At 34.6% G+C, this 13759-nt stretch carries 9 protein-coding genes; 3 read left to right on the top strand and 6 right to left on the bottom strand.

The window, feature by feature from the left end:
• Window positions 1-98 precede the first annotated feature (98 nt).
• Window positions 99-2195 (top strand): M12 family metallo-peptidase, encoded by a 2097-nt coding sequence (locus DG435_RS06010; protein WP_159025643.1) that lies wholly within the window; start codon window positions 99-101, stop codon window positions 2193-2195.
• 95 nt (window positions 2196-2290) lie between these two features.
• Here the strand turns inward: DG435_RS06010 and DG435_RS06005 are convergent, their stop codons facing one another.
• The 3 genes from DG435_RS06005 to DG435_RS05995 are packed head-to-tail and all read right to left on the bottom strand — an operon-like array spanning window position 2291 to window position 8273.
• On the bottom strand, window positions 2291-4240 hold the full coding sequence (locus DG435_RS06005; protein ID WP_106793483.1) for a S9 family peptidase: 1950 nt from the start codon (window positions 4238-4240) through the stop codon (window positions 2291-2293).
• 21 nt (window positions 4241-4261) lie between these two features.
• Window positions 4262-7480, bottom strand: coding sequence for a hypothetical protein (locus DG435_RS06000; protein ID WP_106793482.1), 3219 nt, complete (start codon window positions 7478-7480; stop codon window positions 4262-4264).
• Between the two features lie 19 nt (window positions 7481-7499).
• Entirely contained in the window at window positions 7500-8273 is a 774-nt protein-coding gene (locus tag DG435_RS05995; protein WP_106793480.1) for an MBL fold metallo-hydrolase, read from the bottom strand.
• 115 nt (window positions 8274-8388) lie between these two features.
• On the opposite strand from DG435_RS05995, the gene DG435_RS05990 reads away from it, so the two are divergent.
• On the top strand, window positions 8389-8625 hold the full coding sequence (locus DG435_RS05990) for a hypothetical protein (RefSeq protein WP_106793478.1): 237 nt from the start codon (window positions 8389-8391) through the stop codon (window positions 8623-8625).
• 7 nt (window positions 8626-8632) lie between these two features.
• Here DG435_RS05990 and DG435_RS05985 read toward each other — a convergent pair whose 3' ends face one another.
• From DG435_RS05985 to DG435_RS05975, 3 genes are all read right to left on the bottom strand, one after another.
• The gene (locus DG435_RS05985) at window positions 8633-10108 is read right to left on the bottom strand and encodes a DASS family sodium-coupled anion symporter (RefSeq protein ID WP_106793476.1); all 1476 of its coding nucleotides are present in this window, start codon (window positions 10106-10108) and stop codon (window positions 8633-8635) included.
• A gap of 189 nt (window positions 10109-10297) precedes the next feature.
• On the bottom strand, window positions 10298-10660 hold the full coding sequence (locus DG435_RS05980) for a hypothetical protein (protein WP_106793474.1): 363 nt from the start codon (window positions 10658-10660) through the stop codon (window positions 10298-10300).
• Between the two features lie 265 nt (window positions 10661-10925).
• Window positions 10926-12395, bottom strand: a complete 1470-nt coding sequence (locus DG435_RS05975; RefSeq protein WP_106793472.1) for a M28 family peptidase — start codon at window positions 12393-12395, stop codon at window positions 10926-10928.
• A 210-nt stretch (window positions 12396-12605) separates the two neighbouring features.
• Between DG435_RS05975 and DG435_RS05970 the strand changes: the two genes are divergently transcribed.
• Window positions 12606-13736 (top strand): VWA domain-containing protein, encoded by a 1131-nt coding sequence (locus DG435_RS05970; protein ID WP_024770917.1) that lies wholly within the window; start codon window positions 12606-12608, stop codon window positions 13734-13736.
• Window positions 13737-13759 lie beyond the last annotated feature (23 nt).

Below are 13759 nucleotides of genomic sequence, written 5' to 3'. Positions count from 1 at the left end.
TTTGTAACTTTATGATACACAAACTGTTTTGAGTTTTTAAAATAGTGGTTCGGGGTCAGCCATTATTAATTAAAGATTCAAACCTTAAAACCAAAAAAATGAAACGTATATTAACAATCGCCATTGCCTTTTTTACGGTAATGTGCTTTGCGCAAACTCAACCACAAAAGCCCAGTGAACTAGTAGCCCAGCAAAAATCCTCGGGCTCAAATTTTGAAAACACCGAACTTTTTACTACAACTGCTAAAAAAAGTAATTTACAAATTCCGAAAGAACTTAAGGATTATGTGTTACTTTCTTTAGATCAAAGTAAAATGAAATCTTTACAAGGTAATTTCCCGAATACGATGAACTTAAGTATTCCGGGGCAGAAATCAGCAATGTCACTCGACCTTGTTAAAGTGAGCATTAGAACAGACGATTTCTCGGCTATAGATATGCCTTCGGGTAAGGTGCTTTCTCGTGATAACATAGCACACTACAGAGGTGTAGTAAAAGGCCAGACTAACTCTCTGGTAGCTATTAGTTTTTATGAAGATAAAGTATCTGGTTTTATTAGTATCGATGGTCAGGATGGTAATATGGTAGTTGGACCTGTAGAAAATAGTAAGAATCATATCCTCTATAAGGATAAGGAAATTAGTTATTTATATGATTTTTCTTGTCAGGTAGAGGACGATATAGAAAAAGGAGGATACACGATTGAAGAATTGGCTGATAACCCACAAAGTAAAGCCGCTGCAAAGTGCGTAAAAATATTCTTCGATATATGTACAGATATTGTTAGCGATAAAGGAGGAGCTCAGGCAGCTTCTAATTATATCGAAGCTGTATTTAATCAAGTAGCTGCTCTATATGCAAATGATCAAATATCTATTAAATTATCGGGTACCAAAGCTTGGACTTCTAATCAACCGTTTACCAACAATAGTCTTGATAGCTATATCAGCTATAAAAACCAAAACGGTATTAATGGAGATTTAGCCCATATGGTGAATTATAGTTTTGGAGGAGGACTAGCCGGAGGAATCGGAACACTATGTAACTCATCAAGAAAAGCTGCGGTTTCTGGTATCAAAGGTAGTTATCAAAATATACCTACCTATTCTTTTGATGTATTCTTAATATCTCATGAGACAGGACATAATGTAGGATCACGACATACACATGCATGTGTATGGAATGGTAATAATACAGCAATAGATGGTTGTTCAGGTTTTACAGAAGGAAGTTGTTCGGTACCCGGAAACCCTTCTGGAGGAGGAACTATTATGAGTTATTGCCCGCAAACCAGTGTTGGAGTAAATTTCAACAAAGGATTTGGTTCGCAACCTGCTAATGTAATCCGTAATTATATTGCAGGATCAAGTTGTTTACAGACTTGTGATGGTGGTGGGTGTAATACAGGAGATGCTATATCTGTAACATTTACCAATAATACAGATTGTACCTTACAATATTATCAGAATAATTCTTTACAGGGATCTGCCAATGCTGGAGGTTCGTATAATGCAAATACTACAGTAGGAACTGCATGGCAAGCCAAAAAAGCTTCTGGAGGAGATACAGTAGATAATTTTACAATGACTTGTGGCCAAACCACCTATAATTCTTCAGGAAATTGTAGTAGTGGTGGCGGTAACTGTGATGGTGTAGCTCCTTGGTCTCCAAATGTTAACTATAGTGTTGGTGATCGAGTAACCTATAATGGATCTTTGTATGAAAGAACTGCTACAGGATGGACTAATTTAGGACCATGTACTACAACAACCGATCCTTGTGCGGGAGTAGCACCATATTCTTCTGGTACTGTATATAATGTGGGTGACCGTGTAACCTATAATGGATATCTATATGAAAGAACCGCTACAGGATGGACTAACTTAGGCGCTTGTGGAGGAGCATTTTCTTCTGCTTTCAAAGGAGATGGGCCAGCAGGAGGATTGCAATTTAAAGCATTCCCTAATCCAGCAAAAGATCTTTTAAATCTTGAAATTAGTAATGCAAAATCTTCTTCTCAAATCAGTATCAAGGATATAAACGGAAGAACATTAGAAATCTTAGATCTTAAAACGCCTCCGGGAGGAAATGTAGTAAGAAAAACAGTAGATATTAGTAAGTTATCTACGGGTATCTATTTTGTACAAGTTATTACTAATAGTAAAACACTTACTCAAAAGATTTTTGTAAAATAATTTATAAATAATAATAAAAATTGACCCCAATTATAAAGGCTGCCTGTACAGGCAGCCTTTTTTATTTTTCTATGGAAAACTTTAAGTTTTTCTTCTTAGGATTCCGAATCAATCTTAGTAGATTCGGTTTTACCGTCATTAATCATTTCGGTACCTGCGCTTTTTAAATATTTGTCTAAGAACTTCAAAATTCTACCATAGGCTTCGATTTGATTTTCTTTTTTTACAAACCCATGTCCTTCATCCTCAAATAACACATATTCTACAGGAACACCGCTTTTCTTAACTCCTTCTACAATTTCATCAGATTCTACTTTTAAAACTCTGGGATCCTTGGCTCCTTGAAGTACAATTAATGGTTTTGTAACTTTTTCGGTATGAAAAAGAGGAGAAATTTGTCGTAAACGAACAGAATCAGCAGTATTTGGATCTCCCATTTCTGTATACAATGCTTCTTTAAAAGACTCCCACCATGGCGGAATACTTTTTAATGTTCTTAACCAATTTGTAACTCCAAAAATATTTACACCAACCTTAAACTCTTCTGGAGTATAAGTAAGTGCTGCCATAGTCATATACCCTCCATAAGAACCACCGATGATTCCTATTTTATCGGCATCTACAATATCTTGTTTTGCCAGCCAGTCTTTTCCTGCAACACAATCTTTTAGATCTTTATCCCCATGATTTTGATCATCCATTTTGAAAAAAGTCTTACCATAACCACTACTACCTCTATTATTAACAGCTAGCACGGCATACCCGTGGTTTACCAGGTATTGGATTATAGAATTAAATCCTTGTCTGGATTGCCCTCCAGGACCACCATGAACCCAAACTAATGCAGGTACTTTATGATCGACAGTAGCTTGTTTTGGTTTATAATATATAGCAGGAATGTCTAACCCATCAAAAGATTTAAAACGAACTACTTCAGAAGTAACCAAATGATCTGCATTGATATCCTTGTTTAAAACATCTGTAAGCTTATGATATTTTTTGGTTGCAAGATCATAAGAATATGAATTGGTAGGTGTATTTGACCCACCAACGCTAAGTAATGCCATAGATTCATCTCTAGAAAACCGTGCACTATTAATTTGCTGATTTTCAATAGCAGGAAAATCAATAGTATTACCTGTGGCTACTTCTTTTACCTCCATAACTGTCTTAGCATCTTCATTGGTAAACATTACCTGGTATTTTCCGTCTCGGGTGAAGTAAAAACCAGAAATATCCCAGTTTTTTTCCAAAACTTTTTCTTTACTACCATCTTCAAGATTATACTTCATTAGGTAACTAAATTCTGCATTATCATCTGTAGTATAATAGAATGATTTACCATCTGGAGAAAAATCCTCTGGTGAGTTTCCGCTTAAGTTATCGTTAATCTTAACTTTTTCTTTGGTTTCGGTATTCAATAGATAAAGATCATTATCATTAGTATTGATAGACTTAGAAAGCGCTATATACTTTCTGTCTTCAGACATTCCGCCAAAATCCATCCCATCGGTATTCTGATAAATTAACTTGGATGTAAAATCAGCAATATCCATCTCATAATGATCCATATATTTAGGATCTCGCTCGTTAGTGGCATAAAAGAAACTTTTGCCATCTTTGGCCCATCCTCTAAACGAGGCTCTTACATTCTTTTCGGGAGTCAGACGTTTGATACCCGAACTGTCTTTGATAAAGAGTTTATGTATTTCATCACCATTACCATCCATTCTGAATAAGATTCTATCATCCTCGGGGAAATATGATAACCCAAAAACCGAAGCACTATCAGATTTGGTTACAGGTATAAGTTCACCACCATTGGTAGAAACTGTATACATATTATAAATCCCTGAACGGTTGCTTGTCATAAGCACCTTGGATTTATCTGCAGAAAATCCATTCGAAAATGCATTTTCATTATCCATAAATTGTTCTATGGAATACTGGTCGATTTTAATAGGCTGAGCGATTTCCTCTTTTTTTTCTTGCTTACAAGAGTAGAAGAGGAGCAAACCCATACTAAGTGTGAGTAGTTTTTTCATGAGTGTTTTATTTGTCTGTTATTATTCTAAACTAAAATTCTTAATTTCTTTAAAAGGAGAAGCATCTAGCTTCTCAATAGTTTCGCGATAAGGTTTCCAATCGTTTATAAAGAATTCATTGGTCTTTACCAGCGCATCTTGTAATGCATCTTTAGCTTGTTTTATCAAGGTGTTTTCTGTAGAAGTTAATCCATTTTGGCGACTACCTGTATACCATCCAGCAGTACCCATGCGTTGCATCACAGTTACTTCTGGATTACGAGTGATCCCTTGACGCTTATCTTCCTTACCAAGATAGATAGCAATTACACTATCTATTTTTTTAGAAATGTCTTTAGATAATTTAATCTGATCTTTATATTTCTTTTTATCTAATTTGTTAAGCTCTTTCTGGTATTTTGAGGCTATATCTTTACTTTCTACCAATTGTTTTACAGCATCTGCTGCCGATTGCCTCATTTTTTCCATGTTTTTTGAAGCTGCATAAATTTCATTGATATTCTTCTGGGATACTTGTAATCTGGGATCAGATTTTACTTCTATCATGGTCTCAGATTTTTGATCTCCATATTCTAGTGTCAATTTATATTTCCCTGGTTTTACACCAACACCACCGGGTTCTCTATCTTGTTTTTGGATTTTTCGCGAAGGTCGATCAACACCTTTTTCATCCATAAACCATTTTGTTTTATGAAACCCTGTAGAATCTGGAGTTTTTTCTTTTAAAGTTCTAATCAAACGATCTCCGTCATAAATTTTAAGATGAATAGAATCCCATTTCACCTTGGCTTCTTCTTTCTCAGGATCAGCCTCATCATCACCTTCTTTTTTATCCTCTTCTTTGTTTGGTTCTTCTTTTTTCTTTTCTTCTACTTTAATGTAATATGAAATAAGAGCTCCATAGTCACGATTTTCACCATTATATAAGGCATCTCCTCCAAAACGACTACCAGTAGGTTGTTGATAAGCAGCCTGGTATGCTATCGGAGGTTCGAAAAGCTGTAGTTTTTGATTTAAAATAGCACTGTTTTTTGCTAATGCTCTTAATGGTCGTATATCATCTAATACCCAGGCAGCTCTACCAAAAGTACCAATAACCAGGTCATGTTCTCTAGGCTGTATAACCAAATCCTTTACAGATACCGTAGGAAAACCTTTGGTCCATTTTGTCCAACTGTTTCCTGCATTAAGAGAGATGTATAACCCATCATCGGTACCTAGAAATAATAGGTTTTTTTCTATAGGATCTTCAACGATACTAAGGGCATAGCTTTTTACGTCGCCTTGATCAACAATGCGTTTCCATGTTTTACCGTAATCCGTAGTTCTAAATACATATGGCGTATAGTTAAATCTTCTATAATCATTAGCTACCAAAAGTGCTTCTCCCTTCTTTTTGTTTGAGGCTTTGATTTGTACAATCCAGCTTCCTTTTGGCAGTTCTTTTATATTATTAGATACATCGGTCCAGTTTGTTCCTCCGTTTTGAGTGATATGTACTCGACCGTCATCTGTACTTGCCCAAAGCATATTTTGCTCTAGTGGTGATGGCTCAACAACCAAAACTGTACAATGATTTTCTGCACCTGTAGCATCCATCGTTAATCCACCGCTTTCTGCTTGTTTTAACTTCTCGGGATTGTTTGTCGAAAGATCAGGAGATATCACTTTCCAGGTAAGTCCTTTATCTGTACTCTTATGCACAAATTGACTTCCAAAATAGATTGTATTATTATCAAATGGATCAATATTGATTGCTGCATTCCAGTTAAAACGCAATTTTACTTTTGGATCGGGGTGAGTAGGGCGCACGGTATAGTTGTTACCCGTCATCCAATCATATCGACTTACATATCCTTGCTGACTCATCGTCCATCCATATCGTGAGTCATCTTTATCCGGTACAACATCAAATCCATCACCAAACGATATTTCCTGCCAGTATGAGTTTCTGATTCCTTGTGCTTTCCATACATAAGCAGGGCCTCTCCAACTACCATTATCCTGCATACCTCCATATACATTATAAGGGAATTCATTATCTACATTAATATGATAAAATTGTGCAACAGGAAGGTTTCCTATAAAACGCCAGGATTTACCTCCATCACGAGTGATGTTTAGTCCGCCATCATTACCATCGATCATATAATTTCCATCGTTAGGATGAATCCACCATGCATGATGATCGGGGTGTACACCATTATCAACACCATAAGCCGGCATTAACTGCGTAAAGTTTTTACCACCATCTTCAGAAACATTTACATAGGTAAATACAGAATATACTCTATTCTCATTTTGTGGATCTACAAATATATCAGAGTAATAAAAAGGACGATTACCGATATCTTTTTTATCATTAATTTTTTTCCATTTAAACCCTCCGTCTGTTGATTTGTATAGTGCATTCTTTTTGGCCTCGACCAATGCATAAACAATATTAGGTTTATTAGCTGCTATTGCTAATCCTATTCTACCTAAATTACCTTTTGGAAGCCCGTCTTTATCAGTACGTTCTTCCCAGTTTTTTCCTCCATCATGAGTGATGTAAAGACCAGAACCTTCTCCTCCCGAATTAAAAAACCAGGGGTCACGTTTATGTTCCCACATGGCAACTATTAACTTGTTAGGGTTTGTAGGATCCATGACAAGGTCTGCAGCTCCGGTTTTATTATTATTGAATAGGATTTTGGTCCAGGTAGCACCTCCATCGGTAGTTTTAAAAACTCCTCTTTCAGGATGTTCTCCCCAGGGAGATCCGATTGCTGCCACATAAACAATATCAGGATTAGTAGGATCTATGATCACTTTATGTATGTGACGGGTTTTCTCTAACCCCATAAGTTTCCAGTTTTTACCACCATCCAGAGATCTATAGATACCATATCCACCATTAAGACTATTTCTAGGATTTCCTTCTCCTGTACCTACCCAGATTACCGATGGATTTGATTGTTGGATAGCAACGGCCCCAATAGAAGCAGTAGCTTCATTATTAAAAATGGGAGCCCATTTTATTCCTCCAGAAGTAGATTTCCAGAGCCCTCCAGAAGCGGTTCCTGCATATATAATATCAGGATTGGTAGTTACCACATCTATAGCAGTGACACGACCACTCATTCCCCCAGGACCTATATTACGCGGAGTATTATCTTTAATAAGATCCATGGTAAATTTCTGAGCGGATAACGTAGAAATCACACCTAGTAGTAACAGTAAAAATATTTGTTTTTTCATTTTTTTGGTTGTGAATTAATTATAGTTGTATTTGTTGTTCTAATATTGTGAGAAAATGTATCTCGGGATATCTATTTTTTAAATCTAAAAGCTCTTTCTCTTTTATTTTTGGTGAAATATGGGTAGCAATTACCTTTTTCGGGTTGATATATTTTTTGATCAATGTTGGAGCATCATCTTGTAAAAGCATCCAATAAGGAAGAATAGCAATGTCGATATCTTCATCACGTAATTTTAACTCGTTAAATAAACCAATTTCTTCGAGCCAGTTGGTATCTCCTACATGCAAAAACTTCTTGTTATTGATATGGATTATGTAGCCCACATTTTCTACGGCTACATGCCTCTTGCCAGCATGATTTATTTTAAGTCCAGTAACCTTGATCTTACCAATGTCTATAGTTTGTTTTGTATAGTCTTTTGTAACAATTGTAAATGTTCGACCTTTAAACTTAGAGAAATTCTTAGTGATTTGATTTGCCCCAAAAAGAATAGCTTTTTTGTTTAAGTCTAAATATTTTCGAGATAATGAAGCACTAAAATGATCCCCATGATAATGGGTAAATAAAATAGCGTTAGGTTTAAATCTGGTATTGATTTTATGTACTACTTCTTCAGAAGGAAATAGATAATCGTCTCCATATTTTGTGTGTAAACCATCAATTAGTACAGAAGATTGATCATTAGATATAAGAACACCCATATTACCTGTATAGGTAAGTGTTATATTTTCTTGTGAAATACCAGAAATACTGTAAAGAAGACTGATAATAAGGAAGAGTATTTTTAACACGCTCTAATAGATTGACTTTGAAAAGCCTAAAGTAAATAAAATGAATACGCTAAAGTCTTAAAGGCGTGTTAAGGTAAAATGAGGTAAATTTGAAAGATTAAAAATCATATTTATAATGAAATTTATAGAGCTTACACTTAAGAATCATACAATCCTTCACGGCTTTGATGCTCGAAATCGAGAAATTACAGAAGAAGTAGAAGTAGAAGAGGCTTCAAAAAAAATAGTAGCGGTTAGTAGAATTCTATCGATCAGCGAAAAGTTTATTTTAATAAAATATGCGTACAATAGAATTATATACTGGGAATACATGGAGGACTATGAGACTATAAAAAAGATGCTTATAGAATAGACTGTAATTATACTTTTTTAAATTCCTGTGGAAAAGATGAAGGATCAAAATCCCAGAAATAAGGAAGCAGATAGTAAGTGATTACTATAATAAGAATAATGGATATAATATTTAGCCAAAATCCTTTTTTCATCATATCAGGAATGGTTAAATAACCCGAACCAAATACTACTGCGTTAGGTGGAGTAGCTACGGGAAGCATGAACGCACATGATGCCGCGATTGTTGCACCTACCATAAGAATAAATGGATGTACATCAAGCGATAGCGCCATCGATGCCAAAACAGGTAATAACATTGACGTAGTGGCAACATTTGATGTGATTTCGGTTAAGAAATTTACAGCTGTAACGATAAAAGCTAAAAGAGTAATCAAATAAACTCCTTGCAATAATGTCATTTGCGTACCTATCCACAGTGCTAATCCCGATTCTTTAAAACCTGCAGCCAAAGCAAGACCACCGCCAAAAAGTAAAAGTACACCCCATGGTAATTTTACTGCAGATGTCCAGTTCATTAATGGTTTTCCTTTTTCCCGACTGGGTAGAAGAAAAAGAAGTAATGCTGCGGTAATAGCAATTATAGTATCATCTATAGCCGAAAAAATAGGTTGTAATAAAAAGGACCTTGTAATCCAGGCAAAAGCGGTAAATATAAATACTGCAAGTACCAGTTTTTCTTCAAAAGATATTTTACCTAATTCTTTTAATTGTCTTTTCACCTCATTTTTCCCTCCCGGAAATTCTTTTTGTTTAAAAGAAAAAGCTATTTGAACCAAATAACGCCAACAGATGAATAACATCACTATAGAAATGGGCAAACCTATAATAATCCAATTAGTAAACGTTATTTCGAAACCATAGACTTCTTTAACAATTCCTGCCAGAATAAGATTAGTAGGAGTTCCAATAAGTGAGGCAACTCCTCCTATAGATGCACTATATGCTATGGCAAGCATTAGTGCTTTTCCGAAGATTTTATTTTCATCTTCGATAGTATTTGGGTTATCAGTAAGTTGAGTGATTATGGCAATACCAATTGGTAACATCATTACAGATGTTGCAGTGTTAGAAATCCACATAGATAAAAATGCCGTAGCAATCATGAAGCCAAGAATCATTGTTTTAACATTAGTACCAATAACATTTATAATGCTTAATGCGATACGTTTATGTAAATTCCATCTTTCTATTCCAATAGCTAATATAAATCCACCGGCATATAAGAAAACATTATGATTGCCGAATGCTGCAGTCGTCGTCTTGATATCTAAGCCACCAGATAACGGAAATAAAACAATGGGCAACAGCGAAGTGGCAGCAATAGGAATAGCTTCTGTAATCCACCATATAGCAACCCATAATGTGCTAGCCAGTATAGCATTGGCTTCTTTACTTAAACCATCGGGGTGAAAAAAAAATAATACAAGAAAAAAAATTGCAGGGCCAGATATGGCTCCTATTTTTTTAATACTTACATTCATACGATAGCGCTATTAAGAAATCATAAGTTTAGTAAATGATTGATAAAAGTATAGATAAAAGAATTAAATAGTTACCCCAAAGCATAGAAATATTGCTTCAAGAGTATAAGGTAATACTTGAAGTAGTCTCAATGTGTTCAATAAAAGAAATGGTAGAAAGAAAAAATATTTATTTGTTATCTGTTTTTGTTAAGGTATCATAACCTTTGATTTGTCTCTATTTCGTGCAGAAATAAGATGAAAGTTTTTATCAACTTTTACAATGATTACTTTACCGGTATGTAAATTAACCATTTTCCATCTGAAACCATAAGATGTTTCAAAAATCGCAGATCTTGCTGTTTTGCGTAAATCAATTTCATCAATATTTTCGACAATTTGATTCGCCAAAAGATCAAGACCTCTTTCTTTTACTTCTTCTGTAGAAAGTTTACGATCACGAGGGGTTTGACTTTGATCAATAGTAATTTCGTATGAATACGTTTCAATACTATTATTTGGAAATATTAAAAATGAGAAAAATAGGAATAGAAGGGGTATGTAATTTTTCATAATCTAACGATTTTGTGAATTACATACTATGTCACTTACACATTATGCAATTAAATCCGGTTTACGTTTATTGTCATATGTATTTGTATAGTGCTTTAACAATTATCTTAAAAAGGGGTGTTGTAAAATTAACGCTTAAATACTCCTTTTATGATATTATTATGTTAAAAAAATGATAAAATCTCTTAAAATTCTAAATTTTTACTTCATTTTATTATCAAATAATCAAATATGCTATAGTATTTATATGGTAATTACTTTATTCTTATTTCTTATACAGTTTTTTACCAGCTTCATAATATTTATCTCCTTCTATCCAAAAAGGAGTTGTTGCATTATTAGCTATGTTTCTACATGCTAAAACATACGACTGAAAAAACTTAAATAAATAGTCATAATCTAAGGTATCGGGATTGTCAGTAACTTGGTGGTAGTACTTTGTGATTTCTTCGTCAAAAGCGGTGAATCCCATACTAAAAGTAGGTGCAGGAATCCCTTTTGCAGCAAAATTTACGTTATCAGACCGGTCAAATAACCCTTGCTCAGGAGCGGGATCATCAATGGCTTTTAGTCCAAATTTGGTAGCAGCATCTTCAATGTCTTTTTGTGCGGTTGTTCTGCTTAGACCAATAATAGTTGCGAGTGTTGTATCATTATAGCCTCCATTATCACTATTAAAGCAATATACCATTTGATGTAAAGGAATTACCGGGTGATCCACATACCACTTACTTCCTAAAAGACCTTTTTCTTCTCCTGTAAAAAGGATAAAGAGTGCTGATCTTTTGGTTGGGTATTTTGCAATGTTTTCTGCCGCAGAAAGCACAGTAACAGTCCCAACGGCATTATCCCGGGCTCCATTGTAAATCGAATCATTTTCAACAGCTTTACCAATACCTACATGGTCGTAGTGAGCAGAATATATAATATATTCATTTTTAAGTTTGGGGTCAGAACCTTCTACATAACCAACCACGTTTTGTGAGGCAACAGCACTTTTTTTGATTCCTTCAATTGTAAACTCTATATCAATCTCCTTATTTTTTACAAAGAGTTTACTTATATCTTCATTTTGGTCATTTATCCATGTATGAGAAAAGCTGTCAGAATCTTTATTTTGATCAGCAACAATCATTTTTTCACCATTGAGATAATGATCTAATCTCATCCATGTAGGATCATCAAAATTAGCAACCTCTATAATACCAATAGCACCTTTTTGTTTGGCAAGCTTATTCTTTTCTTTAGCTGTAGAAAAAGCAGGTCTGATATTTTTATTGTCTTTAGTTCCTATAATAGTAATTACATATTTCCCTTTTACATCAATAGTATTATAATCTTCTTCTAGACCATGATTTAAGAAAACAGCTTTTCCTTTATAATTGGCATTTCCCGATGCTACTGTAGCTATTTTATTAAGAGTTAAAGCCCCTGTTTTAAATTCAGTCTTTGTAGCTCCAGATGTTTTCTCCAGCTCTACATTTTGAAGATAACTGGTTGTCTTGGGAATTGGTTTTACTCCATATCCTCGTAGCATATTAGCCAGATATTGCGCAGCAATTTTGTTTTCTGGACTTCCGGTTTGCCTACCTTTTAGTTCATCTGAAGCCAGAAAATAAATATGCCCTTCAATTTTACTTTTAGAAACAGTAGATTTTACTTTTTCGACATCATTCTGTGCCGAAATAGAGATTGTAAAAAGAAAAAGTAACGAGAGTATAATAGATTTTTTCATGAGTGAGAATGATATAATTGCGTGATCAAATTAATGGTATAGCGTATAATTAAAAAGAGCTACCTTCTTTTCAAAGATAACAATTGTTTGTACTTTGTTGTAATGCAATACGTTGTTTTCTAATAAATGTTCTCAAAAACAAATGTTAATTCTCATTTCTTCGATAGATAATAAGTTCTTATCTTTTATAAATTATACTAACTTTATCTAATGAAAAAAGAAAAAAAAGTATTTAGGAAAGGCTTTGCATTCAAAATCTTTGAGGCGCCAGAACAATCTCCGTTTGATAAGCTTTTTGATATTTTTCAGGAAGTTATCACCCATACTTCGGGAGATCTTGATGAAGCTTTAGACTGGATGAAAGAATTAGATAAAGAATATCAACTTACCGATGAGAATTACACGCTGGATGATTTTGTAGAGGATTTAAAGAAGAAAGGATACATTCGAGAAGAGATAAAACCAGATGGCAAAGGAGGAATGTCTATTACCGCCAAAACCGAGCAGGCAATTCGAAAAAGAGCACTAGATCAAATTTTCGGAAAGCTAAAACGAAGTGGAGCAGGCAATCACAGAACAAATTATATTGGCAAAGGAGATGAACATTCTGGGGAGTTTCGTAATTATCAGTATGGAGATTCGTTAGAACAAATATCAATAACAGAAAGCCTTAAAAATGCGCAGATCAATCATGGGATCGGTGATTTAAATCTAACCGAAGATGATCTTGTAGTCGAAGAAACCCAGTTTAAAGCACAAATGAGTACGGTATTGATGATTGATATTAGTCACAGTATGATTTTGTATGGAGAGGATCGTATTACTCCTGCCAAGAAAGTTGCAATGGCACTTGCAGAACTTATCATTACCAAATATCCCAAAGATACATTGGATATATTGGTTTTTGGTAATGATGCATGGCCAATCGCTATCAAAGATTTACCATATTTACAGGTAGGGCCATATCATACGAATACCGTAGCAGGTTTACAGCTGGCTATGGATATGTTACGAAGAAAACGCAATACAAATAAGCAGGTTTTTATGATTACCGATGGTAAACCAAGTTGTTTAAGAATGCCAGATGGGCAATACTATAAGAATAGTAATGGATTAGATCGGTATATCGTAAGCAAATGTTATATGATGGCCCAACAGGCCAGAAAATTGCATATACCCATAACCACCTTCATGATTGCACAAGATCCTTACTTAATGCAGTTTGTAAGAGAGTTTACCCATGCGAATCAAGGAAAAGCATTTTATACTGGCCTTAATGGGCTAGGTGAAATGATTTTTGAAGACTATGAAACGAATAGAAAAAAAAGAATACGAGGATAAATTCGTTTTGAATTTAAAAGTAT

This window comes from Aquimarina sp. Aq78 (assembly GCF_900299525.1).
In the GTDB taxonomy this organism is placed as follows: Bacteria; Bacteroidota; Bacteroidia; order Flavobacteriales; family Flavobacteriaceae; genus Aquimarina.
Note: the sequence above shows the minus strand (reverse complement) of the source record. Positions and strands in the feature narration are given on the sequence as shown.